Source organism: Desulfospira joergensenii DSM 10085 (genome assembly GCF_000420085.1).
GTDB classification, from domain to species: Bacteria; Desulfobacterota; Desulfobacteria; order Desulfobacterales; family Desulfobacteraceae; genus Desulfospira; species Desulfospira joergensenii.
In genome coordinates, this window is the sequence record NZ_ATUG01000002.1 from 2,145,056 (window position 1) to 2,163,343 (window position 18,288).

At 52.5% G+C, this 18,288-nt stretch carries 13 protein-coding genes; 5 read left to right on the top strand and 8 right to left on the bottom strand.

What is annotated here, in order from left to right; all coding sequences use genetic code 11:
* Positions 1 to 2: 2 nt before the first annotated feature.
* The 5 genes from F608_RS0122805 to F608_RS35265 form a co-directional block, all read right to left on the bottom strand.
* Positions 3 to 1,379: a response regulator gene (locus tag F608_RS0122805; protein WP_022668031.1), complete on the bottom strand. Its 1,377-nt coding sequence runs from the start codon at positions 1,377 to 1,379 to the stop codon at positions 3 to 5.
* A 91-nt stretch (positions 1,380 to 1,470) separates the two neighbouring features.
* Entirely contained in the window at positions 1,471 to 2,301 is an 831-nt protein-coding gene (locus F608_RS33060; protein ID WP_033398557.1) for an ABC transporter permease, read from the bottom strand.
* Positions 2,288 to 3,436: an ABC transporter substrate-binding protein gene (locus F608_RS0122815; RefSeq protein WP_244154314.1), complete on the bottom strand. Its 1,149-nt coding sequence runs from the start codon at positions 3,434 to 3,436 to the stop codon at positions 2,288 to 2,290. The genes F608_RS33060 and F608_RS0122815 overlap by 14 nt, the downstream gene beginning before the upstream one ends.
* A 30-nt stretch (positions 3,437 to 3,466) precedes the next feature.
* Positions 3,467 to 4,234 carry an ABC transporter ATP-binding protein gene (locus F608_RS0122820; RefSeq protein ID WP_022668034.1) on the bottom strand — a complete coding sequence of 256 codons (768 nt, stop codon included), beginning with the start codon at positions 4,232 to 4,234 and terminating at the stop codon, positions 3,467 to 3,469.
* Positions 4,224 to 5,177 carry an ABC transporter substrate-binding protein gene (locus F608_RS35265; RefSeq protein ID WP_022668035.1) on the bottom strand — a complete coding sequence of 318 codons (954 nt, stop codon included), beginning with the start codon at positions 5,175 to 5,177 and terminating at the stop codon, positions 4,224 to 4,226. Before F608_RS35265 ends, F608_RS0122820 begins: the two co-directional genes overlap by 11 nt.
* A gap of 234 nt (positions 5,178 to 5,411) precedes the next feature.
* Here F608_RS35265 and F608_RS0122830 point away from each other — a divergent pair, with 234 nt between their 5' ends.
* On the top strand, positions 5,412 to 5,924 hold the full coding sequence (locus F608_RS0122830) for a chemotaxis protein CheD (RefSeq protein WP_022668037.1): 513 nt from the start codon (positions 5,412 to 5,414) through the stop codon (positions 5,922 to 5,924).
* A 36-nt stretch (positions 5,925 to 5,960) separates the two neighbouring features.
* Here the strand turns inward: F608_RS0122830 and F608_RS0122835 are convergent, their stop codons facing one another.
* The 3 genes from F608_RS0122835 to F608_RS0122850 form a co-directional block, all read right to left on the bottom strand.
* Entirely contained in the window at positions 5,961 to 7,667 is a 1,707-nt protein-coding gene (locus F608_RS0122835; protein WP_022668038.1) for an ABC1 kinase family protein, read from the bottom strand.
* Positions 7,668 to 7,677: 10 nt separating this feature from the next.
* Positions 7,678 to 7,974 carry a phasin family protein gene (locus F608_RS0122840; protein WP_022668039.1) on the bottom strand — a complete coding sequence of 99 codons (297 nt, stop codon included), beginning with the start codon at positions 7,972 to 7,974 and terminating at the stop codon, positions 7,678 to 7,680.
* 253 nt (positions 7,975 to 8,227) lie between these two features.
* On the bottom strand, positions 8,228 to 10,075 hold the full coding sequence (locus tag F608_RS0122850) for an acyl-CoA dehydrogenase (protein WP_022668041.1): 1,848 nt from the start codon (positions 10,073 to 10,075) through the stop codon (positions 8,228 to 8,230).
* A 268-nt stretch (positions 10,076 to 10,343) separates the two neighbouring features.
* Between F608_RS0122850 and F608_RS0122855 the strand changes: the two genes are divergently transcribed.
* The 4 genes from F608_RS0122855 (at position 10,344) to F608_RS0122880 (ending at position 18,253) form a co-directional block, all read left to right on the top strand.
* Positions 10,344 to 11,198, top strand: a complete 855-nt coding sequence (locus tag F608_RS0122855) for an MBL fold metallo-hydrolase (protein ID WP_022668042.1) — start codon at positions 10,344 to 10,346, stop codon at positions 11,196 to 11,198.
* A 31-nt stretch (positions 11,199 to 11,229) separates the two neighbouring features.
* On the top strand, positions 11,230 to 12,777 hold the full coding sequence (locus F608_RS0122860) for an AmpG family muropeptide MFS transporter (protein WP_244154315.1): 1,548 nt from the start codon (positions 11,230 to 11,232) through the stop codon (positions 12,775 to 12,777).
* Between the two features lie 587 nt (positions 12,778 to 13,364).
* Positions 13,365 to 17,816 carry an FAD-dependent oxidoreductase gene (locus F608_RS0122875; protein WP_153307568.1) on the top strand — a complete coding sequence of 1,484 codons (4,452 nt, stop codon included), beginning with the start codon at positions 13,365 to 13,367 and terminating at the stop codon, positions 17,814 to 17,816.
* Entirely contained in the window at positions 17,813 to 18,253 is a 441-nt protein-coding gene (locus F608_RS0122880) for a hydrogenase iron-sulfur subunit (protein ID WP_279615092.1), read from the top strand. The genes F608_RS0122875 and F608_RS0122880 overlap by 4 nt, the downstream gene beginning before the upstream one ends.
* Positions 18,254 to 18,288: the final 35 nt, after the last annotated feature.

The following is an 18,288-nucleotide window of genomic DNA, read 5'->3' on the forward strand; positions in this document are numbered from 1 at the left end:
TCCTAGAGGTTATACGCCTTGTTTGCGAAATCCGGCTCAATGAATTTTTCCAGATCGATTATTTTACCGATTTCCATGACATCGTGCATGTACTTCTGAATTTTGTCCAGGTCTTTGGCATTGGGATACAGCCCGTCCCAATGGATGGCCTTGGGCTGGGAAAAAACGTTTTTCAGAACCTCGGGGTTGAGGCCCAGTTTGCCTTCAGGGTCGAGGAATTCCACGGCGATTCCGGCGGCTCTGACCTTATCGTTTTCAATGTATTCCCCGGTTTCAACGAGAAGGGATACAAATTCCTGGGCTGCCTCGGGATGGTTCTGGATAAAATCATCCTGCATGGCCACGATGCAGCAGGGATGGTCATCCCAGCGGGTGGCAGAGTAAAATTCAAGGTTGCCGACCTCGGTGGCAATGGCCTTTGTGGCCACGGGTTCGGCCACCATGAATCCGGCCACATCTTCGTTTTCCTTCATGATGCCCGGCATTTTTACCGGGGGAACCACCTCAAACCGGACGTTGATGGCCTTTTTCCCGGGGACCCCGGGTTTGAGTCCCAGTTCCTTTAGAAACTGGTGGGCCAGCATATGATGGACGGACATCTTGTGGGGAATGTCCACGACCTTGTACTTGTAGAAGCTCTGGAGGGAGTCGAACCTGTGGTCGTAATGCCTGGATCGGACAAAGGTGGATCCGTTCTTATGGGCGTACAGGACCAGACGGATGGGCGAATCATAGGCAAAAAGGTCCATGGCAATGGGAGCAAGGACAAAGGCACAGTCTATTTCCCCGGTTTCAAGCCCTTCCTGGATGGGATTCCATCCGCCTTTCATGCTGGTGGTCAGGTCAAAATGCTGGGGCTCCACATCCCCGTTCTCGATCCTGTGCTTGAGAGCTCCCAGGGCAAGGTGGTCTGTGATCTGGATATGGGCGACGTTGAGCTCGACTTTCCCGCCGATTACGCTTCTTTTCCTGGGGGTTCTGGCCGTGTCCTGGGTTTCCCCGGAAAATGCCTTTTCAATGGCTTGGCCGATCTGGTTCTCGTCAAAGGGTTTGGGAACATGACCGCTTCCCCCGGCCTCCATGATGGCGATCTGCTGGCCCTTGTCCGACTGGGCCGTAGCCATGATAAAGGGAAGATCCTTGAACTCTTCGGTCTTTCGCAGTTCCTTCAGGAACTCCAGTCCGTCCATCTGGGGCATATTCCAGTCGCTGACCACCAGGTCGGGCTTTTCGGATTTGACCTTTTCCAAACCGTCTGCGCCGTTCACCGCCATTACCAGGTTTTCATATCCAGCCTTTTTGAGGATCTGCTTGAACATGATGCGCATGGTTCCTGAATCATCGGCCACGACAATTTTAATATCCGGGTTTACTGCCATTGCAACGCTCCTTGGTTTTATATAATATTATGCTAATTTAAATTTTTGTTTATCCTTGTCCCCTTGGGGACCCTAAACGTATCTGCCCAAATTATTTATTCCAGGACCAGGCCAGCGACTGCTGGAGCTTTTGAAAAAAACGGTCCAATATAAAGCCCAGGATTCCGATGGCGATGATCATGGCCATGAGTTTGTCGTACTCCATGGTGTCCCTGGCATCATTGATGAGATATCCCAGACCGCTGGAAACTCCTAAAAATTCTGCAGGCACGAGTACGATCCAGGCCACTCCCAGGGCCAGCCTCAGGCTGGTGAGCATATTGGGAACCGCAGCCGGAATCACTATGGTTCGAATAATCTGAAAATTATTCGCTCCTTGATTCAAAGCCATTTTAATCCACTGGGGATTTATATTTAAAACACCTATGGTCGTGTTCAATATTATAGGACAAATGGTCGCCATTACAATCAAAAAATACACGGCAGACTCAAAGCTTGCAAATAAAAGCAGGGCAATGGGCATCCAGGAAAGGGGGCTGATCATCCGGATAAACTGAATGGGGGAGTAGGAAAGTCCGCGGAGTTTGGGGAAAAACCCCACCAGGATGCCGATGGGAAATCCCAGGATGGAGGCGAGCAAAATTCCCGCCAATATTCTTCTCAGGCTGGTAAAGACCGAAACCCAGAACTGGTTTTCCTGGAGGGCCCTGCCCAATGCGGCAAAGGTGGGGCCGGGCAGAAATCCGTTGAATTGGGAGAATTCAGGTTTTGAAAAAATCAGTTCCGCTCCCAGGATCCACACCCCGGCAAAGAAGGCAAGCCCCAGAAGTTCGTATTTCCAGCCAAACTCTTTGGTTCCGAAAACCGCATTGAGCCCCACCTGTTTCGCGTTTTTATAGATGAATTTATTAATTGATTTCAACGATCTCTTCCCTTGAGTAGGGTGTTGCCGTGGTGCAGTCGCAGAAGGCTTCAATCCCGCCCATCTGCTCGATTGCCTTTTTTACAAACCGGTCGTCCACCAGTTCTTTTGCGGCAAGATCCGTATCCAGGGCCTCTAGAAAATGAGTGTCCCCTTCCACCCGGGTAACTTTCATCTGTTCCAGGATAAATTTCGTGGCAGAGGGAAACGGATAGGGCTGGAACCCGATCCTTGACGGTTTCCAGTCCGGATGGACCAGTTCTCCGGGTTTGGGATCCTGGAACACTTTGATCAGAACTTTTTCAGGCAAAGGCAGGTATCCTTCTCCGTCCCGGCTCAAAAGATGGGCCGTCTCCCTGGGATTGTTCCTGCACCAGACCTGGGCCCGTACAATGGCGTTCACCGCCTTTTGGACAAGGACGGGATCTTTGTCGATCAGGGGCTGGCCTGTGACAATCACACAGCAGGGATGATTCTTCCAGATATCTCCGGTATACCGCATGATCTTTGCCTTGAATCTGGTCTGGGCCAGGGCGTTGAAGGGGTCGGCTACGATAAAGGCATCTATCTTTTTCCCCAGAAGAGCCGCGGGCATATCCGGGGGCGGCAGGATGAAGAGGTTGACCTGACCGGGACCAAGCCGGTCCGACTGGGGACGGATCACCGGTTCCAGCCCCTGGGTCCTCAGACCCAGCTGGAGAATGAGATTATGCATGGAATACCATGACGGGACAGCCACCTGGCGGCCGCCCAGGTCGGCAAAACCGTGGATGCCTGAATCCCCCCGGACGGTCACGGCACTGCCGTTGGTGTGATCCCAGGCCAGTACTTTGACCGGAAACTTGCGTTTGAATCTCATCCACACCGGGATGGGAAAGAGCATATGGGTCAGATCAAATTTCCCGGCCAGAAAGGATTCAGTCAGAATTTTCCATGACCGGACCATGACGGGACGTTCAACCTCAAGCCCTTCCTGGGAAAAATATCCCAGTCCGTGGGCCACCAGCAGGGGAGTGGCGTCGGTGATGGGCAGATATCCCAATTTTAAAACCGGCCTGGCGGAAAAGGCCTTCTGGGGAATCGCCAGGCCGGAACATGCGGCCGCTGCGGTTTTTAAGAAATTTCGCCGACTCATGGGCAGGGAATTTCCTTGGAAATTGTCCATCTAAAGCAGGCTCCTCTTGGCCAGATAGGCGGTTTTAAACCTGTCCAGGATCTTATGCCGGATTTCCTTGAACCGCATCTGGTTCCGGTCCCTTGGATAGGCTTCGTTTATTTCAAACGTCTGGGTGATATTGGCCGGCTCGCCGGCCAGGAGAATAATTTTATTGCCCAGACGGATGGCCTCGTCAATGTCATGGGTGACAAAAACAGCCGTGAACTGCTCGGAGAGCCAGAGGTTGACCAGTTCCTCCTGGATATGGGCCTGGGTAAAGGTATCCAGGGATGCAAAGGGCTCATCCAGGAGCAGAACCCTGGGATGACCTACCAGGGCCCTTGCCAGGCATACCCGCTGGGCCATGCCCAGGGAAAGCTGGTGGGGCATGGAATCGGTAAACCCGACCAGCCCCATGATCTCAAGGAACTGATTGACACGATAATCCAGGTCCTCCAGATCGCCCCGGATCCTGCATCCGTATGCCACATTCTCCTTTACATTCAGCCAGGGGATCAGGGCAGGCTGCTGAAAGAGAATGGACCGGGACGGATGAATTCCCAGGATGGGCTCCCCATCCCCGAGAATGGTGCCCGAGGTCGGCTGTTCAAGCCCTGCCAGAAGATTGAGAAGGGTGGTCTTGCCACAGCCGGATTCTCCCAGGATAACGATAAAATCTCCGGGTTCAATGGAAAAGGCAATATCCCTTAAAACAACGTGTTCGCCCTTTTGGGGATCGGTATAGGTTTTGGTGATTTTCTGGAGTTCAATTTTCAATAGTTACTTCCGATACGGCGTTTAACGCCCAGGTGGGGTTGAGAAAATCGTCCAGATCAATTTTGCCGGACAGGATGCCCATGACCTCAACCATATAGGTCTGGATCATGTCGATGATGCCGGGGTCCGGCACCAGTTTGGGCGGGTCAAAGCTGATCCTGCTTTCATAAAGGGCCTTTAAAACAATGGACTCTTCCTGTTCCAGAAAATCCAACATCCAATCCATCTCCCAGGACTCCTCTCCGGCCGCGATCTGCTCTTCCAGGAGCCGGGCAGAATGGAAAAAATGACGGATCAGCTCTTCCATGGCCGGAAAAGATTCCCTTGCAAGCTCCTTTTCAAGGACAAAAGCACAGCAGGGGTGGTCTTTCCACAGGCTGGCCGATGTGCAGAACAGGTCTCCGAAACCCCGGTTGACGGCCAGGGTGCCAAAGGGTTCGGCTGCCATGTACCCTCCGATATCTCCATCCCCGTCCGATTCCATGATCTGGGGCATGAGAAAGGGTGGGGTGACCTGCATGGCCACATCTGATGTGGATTCAGGTCCAAAGCGGATTCCGGAGGCTTCCAGGAGTCTGTGAAAAAGCATGTGCTGAACGGACAGTTCCGAGGGGATCAGAAAGGTCTTATTCTTAAATGATGAGATATTTGTACGGGTCTTGTTTTTAATGATCATACTGCCGGATCTGTGGGCAAACATCAGACATTCCAAGGAAAATCCGGATGCGTGCAGATCCATAGCCATGGGCAGGGGGATGAAAGCCCCCTGGATATCCCCCTGTCTGAGCCCGTCACAGACCTGATCCCAGGAGTTCATGGGAACGGGAACAAGATCTGAGTGAACCAGTTGCTTTTCCCTCTGCCTGAACGCTGACATGCCCAGGACCAGATGATCCAGGATTTTTAAATGCCCGATTCGAATCCCTGCCGGTTTTCCCCCCACGAATGTCTAAACTCCCTGATATCTAACTGCTTTATTTGCAAAAAAATAAAATATTCATCCGCTACTATTAGCACAGACACCCGGGTCTTGGCAAGAGAGAGGGCCGGAACCGGGAACCCGGGTGAAAAGCTAGGGTGAAAATAGAGATGTCAAAGAAATCCCCGGCCAAAGATTCGGGGTTGAACTCAAGGGGTAAATATTATAAAACCGGATTGATTCAAAATAAAAAACAACATGGATACACATTCTGAAAAACCAGTCCCCCTGGATTATTTTTTAAAACCGGGATACATTTATCTGCCTGAAAAACCCACGGTCATCTCCACGGTCCTGGGTTCTTCGGTTTCCGTCAGTCTTTTTGACAGATCCATGAAGAGCGGCGGCATGAGTCATTTTCTTTTCCCCTTTTCAAAACATCCTGAAAAGACAACGGCCCTGTACGGAAATATTGCCGTGGCCACCCTGGTGAGGATGATGCTTGAAAACGGATCCAACCGCTCGGATCTGGAGGCCCAGATATTCGGGGGAGCCTACAATCCCAATCTATGTGACCGGGATATCGGCCGGGACAATCTAAGGACGGCCCGGAATATTCTGAAAAGAAAAGGGGTGAAAATCGTTTCCCAAGACGTGGGCGGGGAACGGGGCCGGAAAATCGTCTTCAACACCCAGACCTGCGAGATCATCACGCTTAAGGTAGACCGCCTCCGGGACTCCGACTGGTATCCCTACGAGGGAGACCGGTAAGGACAGAACATTTTTCCAAACGGAAGTGGAAACGGCCTACAACCTGCCCTTTTTAATGATGGCCACCACCAGCCAGATCCCCATGACAGCGGCGGCAATGAATCCCACAATGCCGATGACGGATACCCCGAACATCAGGGGAGGGACATTGGAGTTCACCACAATGGCAGAGCCCAGGATCAGGGAGGCGATGATAATGGAAAAAGAGATCCTGTTGGAGGTCTGGTCCTGGGTTCTCATCATCTTTTCAATATGGTCGATGTTGACGCTGATATGGATTTTCCCAGTCTTGGCCAGTCTGAGCAGTTCTTTAATGTCTGCCGGCAGAATCCGGAGAAGATTGAAGGATTCCCGGGCGATCCCCAGAATATCCCGGGCAATCCTCGGAGGGGAATATTTCATGTACTTGGCATTTGTCGCATAGGGCATGGCGTGGGCGATCATATCAAAATCCGGATCCAGTTTTCTGGCCACCCCTTCAATGGAGATAAAGGCCTTCATCATCAGAAAGAGATCCGGCGGGATTCTAAGCCCATGGCCCGCACAGAGCTCAAGGAATTGATTGAGCATCTTGGCGGTTTTGATCTCTTTCAGGGACTTTGACAGATGAAGGGAAACAAAATGGGAGATGCCCTTTTCCAGGTCTGCCATGTCGGGCAGATCTTCATATTCGGCCAGCTCGCATAGGAGGCCGGCCGTGGCCTTTGCATTGTCCGAGGCAATGGAATGGATCAGGTCCACAAAGATCTCCCGGGTGGTCTGGTCCACAAATCCGGTCATGCCGAAGTCAACGGGACAGATTCTGTTGTTCTCCAGGATAAAGATATTTCCGGGGTGGGGATCTGCATGGAAAAATCCATATTTAAAGATCTGCTTCATGATAAAGTCAGCCCCCAGCCGGGTGATCCGTTTCCGGTCCAGGCCGGACCGGTCAATGGCCTCTATATCGTCTGCCTTGATCCCCTGGATGTACTCCATGGTCAGGACGCGCTCACTGGATTGATCGGGATAGGTTTTGGGAATGTGGATGGCCTTGTCACCGGCAAACTGCCGGGCCATGCGTTCCATATTGGCGGCTTCAACTGTGTAGTCGAGTTCCTTTTCAAGGGTTTTTGCAAATTCTTCAACAATTTTTACGGGCCTGAAAACAGCGGCTTCCTCTATATTCCTTTCGATGATGGAGGCGATGTGGTGCATGATCTCAAGATCCGCCTCAATGGTCTTGCGGATGGCGGGGCGCTGAATTTTTATGGCGATTCTGTGATTTTCACGGATGGATGCCCTGTGGACCTGACCGATGGAGGCCGAGGCAAAGGGCTCTTTTTCGATGGATTCAAAAATCTCATCGTAGGGACGGCCAAACTCCGATGCAATGATATTTTTGACATGTTCAAAGTCAAAGGAGGGGATTTTATCCTGGAGATGGGCAAGTTCATCGATCAGGTCCACAGGGATCAGATCCGGCCGGGATGAGAGAACCTGGCCCATTTTAATGAAGGTGGGGCCCAGTTCTTCCAGGGCCATCCGGATTCTCTGGTTCCGGTTGAGACGGTCAACTTTTTCCACGGATTCGGGTACGCCCATATGAATCAGCTTCAGACCCGATTCAATATAATGATCGATGTTCATGGCATCCAGGATATTTTCAAACCCGTACTTGAAAATGATGCCGATGATCTGCTGGTACCGGATGAGATGCCTGTACCTTTGGGTGACCTTTCCTATGGACTTGATGCTCAACATGGGCAGGCGTCTATTTTTCTATTTTTTCGGCAAGGGCGTCAATGCGGCGGTTGAGTTCCAGGAGATCGGACCGGGACGGCAGATCCAGCCTTTTTAAGACATTTTCAATGGCCGCCTCGATTTTTTTGTCCAGACCTGACCGGGCATCCTCGTATTTCTGGCGGCATTCATCCAGAAACTCCTCTGCCTCGGCCTGATTCATCTTGGCGTTTTCTGCAAATTCCTTTGCCATCTCTTCAATTTCGGCCTTGGATCTCAATGCCATGCCCACACCGGTCAGAACGCTTTTTTTCAGATATTCCAGCATGATCTTACCTCCAAATTCTATTGATGATGTTCAACAGCGGGAAGAGCAGGTGCTGCATCCGTTCAGACGGTTTCCGCTGCTTTCATCGTTCACCTTTTTATCCAAACAAAATATATTATTTTCCCCGGGTTGAGATGGATGCTTGCCCATATGCAGGGCACAGGAAATTCTGAAACCGGAGCGTACTTCCGTACGTGAGGGTTTCAGAATTTTGCAGCACCGCAGCAGATGGGCGAGATTCCATTCCACCCCTTTATTTTGATCCAAAGGAGACGTCGAGTATATCCTCCACACAGGAGTCCCCTTCCAGAATCGCGTCCATCTTACCATAAACCGAGGGCAGAAGGGTATGAATAAAAAACCGGGCCGTTTCCATCTGTCCCGAATAAAAGGCGGCATCCTTGTTCTTGGCCGCTTTTTTGGCCACGGCTTCTTTTTCAAGGGATCCAGCCTTTTTGGCCAGCTTGGGTGCGGCGACCGAGGCCCGCCACAGGTGCATCCAGGCAAAGGTGATCTCCCCGGTGATTTCCAGGAAGGGATGGGCAAAGGCATAGGCGTTGAGAGCCTTTTCCGACCTTGACCGCTGCTTCATCTCTGCGGCCAGCTCTTCCAGCCGGGTTAGGGCATGGGATACTTTCCCGGCCAGTTCCTCCACCCCTTGAATTTCCCGGGCCTTTGTAACGGTCTTTTGGATCTGTTCCAGGAAATAGTCAAAGGATTTGCCGTTGTTCATGGACAGTTTCCTGCCCAGAAGATCCATGGCCTGGATCCCGTTGGTGCCCTCGTAGATCATGAAAATTCTTGAATCCCTGAGCAATTGCTCCACAGGGAACTCCCTGACATATCCGTATCCGCCGTAAACCTGGATCCCGTGGGAACAGACCTCAAAGGATTTGTCCGTGACAAACCCCTTGACAATGGGGGTCAATACCTCAATAAGAGCGGCGGTATCTGCTTTTAATTCTTCATCATCCGTGGTGCGGACAATGTCCGAGCATTTGGCGTAATAGTAGATCAGGGAGCGCATGCCTTCGGTATAGGCCTTCATGTTTAATAGCTGGCGGCGCACATCCGGGTGCTGGATAATGGGCACGCTCTTGGCATCGGCAGCCTTGCCCGCGGTCAGGTGTCTGCCCTGGATCCTTGTCCGGGCATATTCCAGGGCATACATATAGGAGGCCGAGGCAACGGCAAATCCCTGCATGCCCACAAAGGCCCGGGCCTCGTTCATCATCTGGAACATCTCCGGCATGCCCTTGTTTTCCTCGCCCAGGAGAGTGCCGATGCATTCGCCTTTTTCACCCAGGGAGAGGGAGGCCGTGGCATTGCCGTGGATTCCCATTTTCTTTTCAAGGCCCGTGCAGACCACGTTGTTGAATTCACCTAGGGTACCGTCTTCATTGACATGAAATTTTGGGACCAGGAACAGGGAGATCCCCCGGGTTCCGGCCGGTGCTCCTTCAATTCTGGCCAGGACCGGATGGATGATGTTTTCGCACAGATCATGCTCCCCTGCGGATATGAAGATCTTGGATCCCTGGATGGAGTACGTGCCGTCTGCCTTTTTCCTGGCAATGGTGGTCAATGCCCCCACATCGGAACCGGCCTCGGGTTCGGTGAGCAGCATGGTGCCTCCCCAAGTTCCTGCAAACATCTTTTTCATATAGAGGTTTTTCTGGGATTCGGTTCCAAAGACTTCCACCAGCTTGGCAGCCCCGTGGGTCATACCGTAGTAGAGCATAAAGGCGGAATTGGCGCCCGTCATGTACTCCAGGGCCGCACACCCCACGGTCTTGGGCATGCCCTGTCCCCCCACTTCCGGAGAATCGCACATGGCCAGCCACTCCCCCTCGCAATAGAGTTCCCAGGCCCGTTTAAAGGAGTCGGGAACCTTTACCTTGCCGTTTTCAAGGATGCAGCCTTGTTCGTCTCCGTCCTTGAAGGTGGGCAGGATTTCCTTGATGGCCAGGTTCCTGGCTTCGGAAACGATCAGATCAACGGTTTTTTTATTGAATTCCTCAAAAAGCTCATGTTCAACCATTCCGACCTGTTCATGAAGTACAAAGTCAACATCCCTTCTGTCTGCGATAAGTTGTGCCATATCAGACGCTCCCTTTTAAAATTGAGTTATCCTCATTCTCATTTATTTCCCTAAGCGATAATATACGGCTTGTCAACGGGTGGAAGGCAGAAAGTTTGATATGATTTAACTTTTTTTAAAAATAATTAAATTTCATTAAATGAATCTGATTTGTCCGTGGTTTTCAGCCCTGTTTAAGAAAAAAATATTGATTTTCCTTCAGATTCATACGATTCTATATAAATTAAGTTAGGAACTGAATCTAATTTTAGCTCCATGTGGGAGAAACATGTATATTAAATGCTGGGGATCACGGGGTTCAATATCGGTATCGGGTCGGGAATACGCTGAATTCGGAGGAGATACCACCTGTCTGGAAGTGATTGCAAAAACCGGAGAGGTCATCATCATCGATGCAGGAACCGGAATCCGAAGGCTTGGCAAATCCCTGGTCCGGAGAAAGGCATCTGAATATTTCATGCTGTTAACCCATACCCACTGGGATCATATCCTCGGCATTTCTTTTTTTGCTCCCCTTCTGTATAAAGAAAACAGACTGGTCATCCAGGACCGGAAATTTGACGGGCTGAGCACCAGACAGGTCTTTGAAAATGTCATGAGACCTCCGTTTTTTCCCATAAAACTGACGGATTTTGATGCGGATCTTTATTTTGACCCTTCCCTGAACCAGAAGTTCACCATCGGATCCATAGAGGTGGAGGCCATCCCCACCAGCCATTCCGAGGACAGCATGGGGTATAAGTTCACGGAAGAAGGAAAGAGCTTTGTCTTTTTAACGGACAATGAACTGGGATACGACCATCCCCAGAGCCAGGGGGCTGAAGCGTATGTAAATTTTGCCCGGGGGGCCGACATCCTGTTCCATGATGCAGAGTACACTCAAGAAGAGTACAAAGACAAGATCGGCTGGGGTCACTCCTCTGTTTCAGATGTCCTTGACCTTGCCGTAAAGGCCGGAGTCGGTCAGCTGGGCCTGATCCACCTGAATCAGGACCGGACAGATGCCCAGATGAAGGAGATGGTCAGACAAAGCTGCCGGATTCTTGAAAACCGGGCCCGGAAAACCGGGGCGCCTCCCATTTCCTGCTTCGGGGTCCCTTCGGACCTGGAACTATCCCTTTGATATTTTTTCTGAAAAGATGAACCCTCCGCCCGTGCGAAACTGGCAGGAATCCGTGGCCGCTTTTTTCCATCCAAGGGTTTTGACCATGCTGGCCTTTGGATTTTCGGCCGGCCTGCCCCTTCTTCTGATCTTTTCATCCCTTTCCCTCTGGCTCAGGGAGGCAGGTGTGGAGCGCTCTTCCGTTACCTTCTTCAGCTGGGCGGCCCTGGGATATTCATTCAAATTTGTATGGGCTCCCCTGGTGGACCAGATCCCCATTCCCTTTTTAACCCGCACCCTGGGCCGGAGACGATCCTGGATGCTGGCGGCTCAAACCGGGGTGATCCTGGCGATTTTATGCATGGCATGGATTGATCCGGGTTCAGGCAGCCACCCCCTGACCTTCATGGCGGCGGCAGCGGTGATGCTGGGGTTTTCCTCGGCCACCCAGGACATCATCATTGACGCTTACAGGATAGAGTCTGCTGCCACAGAACTCCAGGCCCTCATGGCCTCATCCTATATCGCCGGGTATCGGACCGGGATGCTGGCGGCCGGTGCCGGTGCCCTTTTCCTGGCTGAGGTTTTCGGCTCTACCATGGGCAGTTACTCCTTTTCGGCATGGCACGCCACCTATTGTATCATGGCCGGGCTGATGCTGGTGGGAGTGGTGACCACCCTTGTGATTCCTGAGCCCGAGATGGCGGATGATTCCAGAAGAGGCCGCTCTTCAAGGGATTATTTGGGGTCTATTCTGGTATTTCTGGCCGGAGCTTCCATGTTTGTTACGGTCTTTTATTTGAGTGCGGGCCCTGCCTCAGCCGTTAAACACCAGTTGAATCAGATATTTCATAATCCGGGCCTTTCCGGATTTTTTATAGAGTTCTGCCGGTTGGGCCTCGGGATTACATCCTCGGCAATCCTGGGAAGGCTTCTCATGGCAACCGGGATGGTGAACAAAGAGATGATCCGGGAAACCTATGTGGAGCCGGTACATGATTTTTTCAGGAGATACGGCTTGTCCCTGGCCTGCCTCATGCTGGCCCTGATCGGTCTGTATCGGATTTCGGATATCGTATTGGGGGTGATCTCCAATGTGTTTTACCAGGACCTGGGATTTTCAAAAATAGAGATCGCCGGCATCGTAAAGACCTTCGGCCTTTTCATGACCATGGCCGGCGGATTCCTGGGGGGAATCCTCTCCCTGAGATTCGGGGTGATGAAAATTTTATTTGCAGGGGCCGTGCTCTCCTCTTTGACCAATCTATTGTTCATGACCCTGGCCCAGGCCGGGCCGAATCTGCCCCTGCTTTATCTGGTCATCTCTGCGGATAATCTTGCTGCGGGAATGGCCAGTGCCGCCTTTGTGGCCTTTTTATCCAGCCTGACCAGTATCCGTTTCACGGCAGTTCAATATGCTATTTTTTCCTCTTTGATGACCCTGATTCCCAAGGTGTTCGGCGGGTACTCCGGTTCTATTGTAGATTCCCTGGGCTATCCCGCTTTTTTTCTGATTACGGCCCTCATGGGAACGCCTGTCCTGGTTCTGATCTGGTTCAGTAATAAACTTCTCAAGTTGAAAGAAAAGAACCGGGAATAAAATTCTTGACAAAAAATTCTCATTTTTTTACTTAGGAATGGGGAAAGATAATCGTGTGACACCTGAGAAGTGAATTGTTGTGAATGAAAGCTGATTTCCTGTTGAGCGGGTAATTTCTGGGCGGCACTGGTTTGTGGTTGATGCGGAGACTGGTCTGAATAACCGGTTGATGCGACAAGAACGTTTCAGGCTATCATACTATTGAGTTATGAGCTGTGAAATTCCGAATACCGCTTGCAGATGATATGAGGTGCCAAATAGCTTATTCCAATATCACGCAGTCCACGCGTAACGATATATTGTCCATGGCCGGCAGAATTATCCGGCCAGGCAGAGCTTGCGGACAGAAACCGGCCGGGATATCGAAAACGGATTATCCGTTTTCAGGATGTGGCGGGCACGGTTTTCCAGTCTGTTTTCCGGCAGTCTCTTTTATCCTAAGTGGAGCAGGTTCAATGACCGGCTGATTGAAGAAATTCAATGGCCGGTTTTTTTATGCCCTTTGGCATACGGCCTGTTGTGTCATTGGACCATGGAAGACCGCTCATGATCAATGCGGCTAAAATAATGGTTAGGAGATAGAGATAATGACGCAAAATTCAACATCCGGCAAAGACCTTTCAGGTTCTGTTATGGTTCTCGGCGGCGGTATCGCAGGAATGCAGTCCGCCATTGATCTTGCCAATTCAGGGTACTATGTTTATCTGGTTGAGAAATCATTCGCCATCGGCGGTATGATGGCCCGGCTGGACAAGACATTTCCGACCAATGACTGTACCATGTGAGTGATCTCACCCAAACTGGTCGAGGTCGGCCGGCATCTGAACATTGAACTCCTGACAAACACAGAACTTCTCGAGCTTGACGGTGAACAGGGAAATTTCACTGCCAGGGTAAGGGAAAATCCGCGATTTGTTGATCTGTTAAAGTGTACCTCGTGTGGAGAGTGTACCAAAGTCTGCCCTGTGGATGTTCCCAGTGAGCACAACCAGGGACTGGCTCCGAGAAAAGCCATTTTTAAACAATATGAACAGGCCATTCCCGGAGGGTACGGGATCTCCAAACGTTCCGTGGCGCCCTGCAAGGCCACCTGCCCGGCCCATGTATCCATCCAGGGATTCATCGCCCTGATGAACCAGGGCAAGCACCATGAGGCCCTGAAGCTGTTCAAACAGGAACACCCCTTTCCCGGTTCCTGCGGCCGGGTCTGCCACCATCCCTGCGAGTCTGTCTGCACCCGGGGGGACGCGGACCAGCCCCTGGCCATCCAATATCTTCACCGGTACATTGCCCAGCTGGACCTGGACAGTGAAGAAGGTCCCTGGGTCCCCGATATTCTTGAAGAACGGCCCGAAAAAGTGGCGGTTGTGGGTTCCGGCCCTGCCGGGCTGACCGCTGCCTATTACCTGGCCCAGAAAGGGTACAAGGTCACCATATTTGAAAAGCTGCCCGTCAAGGGCGGGATGATGGCCGTGGGCATCCCGGAATACCGCCTGCCCAAGGCGGAACTTGCAAAAGAGATCGACGTCATAGAAAAACTGGGTGTTGAGATCAAAACCTCTGTGGAATTCGGCAAAGACATCACCCTGGAGAGCCTGAAAAAGGAGGGGTACGCCTCTTTGTTCATGGCCACGGGCCTGCACGGGTCCAGGGGACTGGGCGTCAAAGGCGAAGACCTTGAGGGCGTGCTCAAGGGAACCGAGTTCCTGAGAAATGCGGCCATGGGCAAGGGAGAGAAACTCTCCGGCAAGGTCATTGTCATCGGCGGCGGCAACGTGGCCGTGGACGTGGCCCTGACCGCCCGGCGCCTGGGCTCCGACGATGTGACCATGGTCTGCCTGGAAAAGCGGGACGAGATGCCGGCCTGGGATTACGAGATCGAAGAGGCCCTGGAAGAAAAGGTCCACATCGTCAACAGCCAGGGACCTTTGCGTTTCTACGGGGACGACTCCGGAAAAGTCAACGAGGTCGGCTTCCAGGAATGCACGGCCGTGTTTGACGAGAACGGAAGATTCAATCCCCAGTACGACGACTGCAAGCTCACCTCCTATGAGGCGGACACGGTGATCGTGGCCATCGGCCAGATGGGAGAGACCGGTTTTGCCGATAAAGAGGGCATCGCCCTGACCCCCCCGGGGGGATACGAGGCAGATCCTCTTACCCTCCAGACCCCCATTGACTGGGTCTTTGCCGGGGGGGACGCCTATTACGGCCCCAAATCCGTTGTGGACGCCATTGCCTCGGGCAAGACCGCGGCCGAGTCCATCCATAGATTCATCAACGGCCTGGACCTTGCCGAGGACCGGGAAAAGAGCTATGAGTTTGAAAAGCCGGAGATCGAGAATGTTCCCCGGCTGGACCGGGTGCACCCGGACAAGATCAGCGTGGCCGACCGGGAGGGCAACTTTAAAGAGGTCACCCTGGACCTGGCCCTTGAAGCCATTGAAAGGGAAGTATCCCGGTGCCTGTCCTGCGGGATCTGTTCCGAATGCTACCAATGTGTGGAGGCCTGTCTGGCCGGAGCCGTGGAGCACGATCAGCAGCCCCTGGTAAGGGATCTCGACGTGGGTGCCGTGATCATGACCACAGGCGCGGAAGTCTATGATCCTTCGGGCCTGGACGATATATACATGTACAAACGCTCCCAGAACGTCATGACTTCCCTGGAATTTGAGCGGATCTTAAGCGCCGGCGGTCCCACCATGGGACATCTGGTCCGGCCTTCGGATGAAAAGGAACCCGAAAAAATCGCCTGGCTCCAATGTATCGGCTCCAGGGATACCAACAAATGCGGTAATGGATACTGCTCCTCGGTATGCTGCATGTACGCCATCAAGGATGCCATGATCGCCAAGGAGCATTCGGAAAAAGAGCTGGATGCGGCTATTTTCAACATGGACATGCGCACATTCGGCAAGGATTACGAAAAATACTATAATAGAGCCGCTGAAGAGGAAGGGGTCAGGTTTGTCAAATCCAGGATCCATTCCGTGACCGAGGAACCGGGCACGGACAACCTGGTTCTCAAATATGCCGACGAACTGGGGCAGATACAGGAAGAGATTTTTGACATGGTGATTCTTTCCGTGGGCCTGACCATTCCCAAGGAGAGCGCAGACCTGGCCAGCCGCATCGGCGTGGACCTGGATAAGTACAACTTTGTGAAAACCACTACCTTCAATCCCCTGGAAACCTCCAGGCCCGGGGTTTACGTGTCCGGATCCTTCCAGGGACCCAAGGATATCCCCTCATCCGTAACCGAGGCATCCGGCTCTGCCGGGGCCGCCGGGGTCCATCTGGCACCGGCCAGGCATACCCGGACCAAGACCGTGAGCATGCCCGAGGAGAGGGATGTACTGGGTGAGGATCCCCGGGTCGGGGTCTTTGTCTGCAAGTGCGGGATCAATATCGCCGGGGTAATCGACGTGGAAGAGGTGGAAAAGTATACCAAGGATCTTCCCAATGTGGTCTACACCGGAGAGAATCTTTTCACCTGTTCCCAGGATACCCAGGTGACCATCAAGGAGGTGATTGACGAATATAAGCTTAACCGGGTGGTGGTGGCCTCCTGCACCCCCAAGACCCATGAGGGGATCTTCATGGACACCCTGGAAGAAGCAGGGCTTAACAAGTATCTTTTTGAGATGGCCAATATCCGGAACCAGGATTCATGGATGCATTTCCACGAGCCGGAAAAGGCCACTGCCAAGGCCAAGGACCTTATCCGCATGGCCGTGGCCAGGGTGACCACCCTGGGACCCTTGCACGACAAACAGATCACCATCATTGACAAGGCCCTGGTCCTGGGCGGGGGTGTGGCCGGCATGACTGCGGCCAGGGGACTGGCAGACCAGGGATTCCATGTAACCCTGGTGGAAAAGGAAGCCGAGCTGGGCGGATTTGCCTTAAAACTTCACCACACCATAGAAGGGGACGATATTCAGGCCTTTGTCAAGGATCTTGTGGCCGATGTTGAGGGCCATAAAAATATCGATGTGCTCAAGCAGGCCCTGGTGGTCGGATTCTCCGGCTACAAGGGCAATTTTAACACCCAGGTCATGGTGGGGCCCTCCATGGCCGAGAAAAAGATCGACCACGGGGTCATGATTGTGGCCACCGGAGCCCTGGAATATCAGCCCACTGAGTTCATGTACAATGAAAGCGAATCTGTGGTTACCCAGGTGGAGCTTGCCGACATGCTGGAAAAAGGCGAGGTCAAAGATCTTGACCGGGTGATCATGATCCAGTGCGTGGGATCAAGGAACGAACAGAATCCCAACTGCTCCAGGATCTGCTGCCAGGCAGGCGTCAAGAACGCCATTGCCATCAAGGAAAAGAGCCCGGATACGGATGTGTTCATCCTTTACCGGGATATGAGAATGTACTCCATGCTCGAGGAGTTTTATACCAAGGCCAGAAACCTGGGGGTGATTTTCTCCCGGTACGATAAGGAACATCCGCCCCAGGTGGAGAAGGGAGACGGCAAGAAGATGTCAGTGACCTTCAAGGATCATGTCCTGGACGCCAGGGTGGAGGCCGAGGCCGATCTGGTCATCCTGAGTACCGGGGTGACCGCCTCGGATACCGAAGAGCTTTCCACCATCATCAAGACCCAGAGAAATCCCGAAGGATTCTTCATGGAAGCCCATGTCAAGCTCAGGCCCGTGGATGCCGCCACAGAAGGGGTGTTTATCTGCGGAACAGCCCACGGTCCCAAGCTGATCACGGAAACCATTGCCCAGGCCATGGCAGCCGCTTCCCGGGCCACGACCTTCCTGGCCCAGGAGTATCTGACCCTGTCTGCGGTGACCGCAGAGGTTGACCCGTATCATTGCGCATCCTGTCTGGTCTGCGTCAGGTCCTGTCCCTATAATGTCCCCGTGATCAATGAGGACGGGGTTTCCTATATCGATCCTGCCCTGTGCCAGGGATGCGGTGTCTGTGCATCGGAATGTCCGGCCAAAACCATAAAACTGAATTGGTATGAAGACGATTCATTGCTAAGCAAGGTGGAATCTTTGCTGGAGGGAGTGATATGACAAAAGAATTCGAACCCGTTATCCTGTCATTCTGTTGTAATTACTGAGGGTATTCAGCCGCGGACCTGGCAGGTTCCATGCGATTGAAGATTCCCTCAAGTTTTCGAATTGTCCGGCTGCCGTGCACAGGCAAGCTCGATATTATTCACATCCTCAGGGCCTTTGAAAAAGGGGCGGACGGAGTTTACGTGGTCGGTTGCATGGAAGGGGACTGCCACTTTAACGAAGGAAATTTCAGGGCCAGGAAACGGGTGGAACAGGCTGCCAGAATTCTGGATCAGGTCGGCGTCGGCGGAGAGCGGGTCCGCATGTTCAATCTGTCTTCCGGGGAAGGCCCCCTGTTTGCCCAGTATTCCATTGAGATGGTGAACAAGATCAAGGAGCTGGGACCCAGTCCCATCCGGATCGCCAAAAAGAAAAAGGCCCAGGCCGCCTGAATCAATAAAAAATATTAATCGCTGTAGATGAGGTG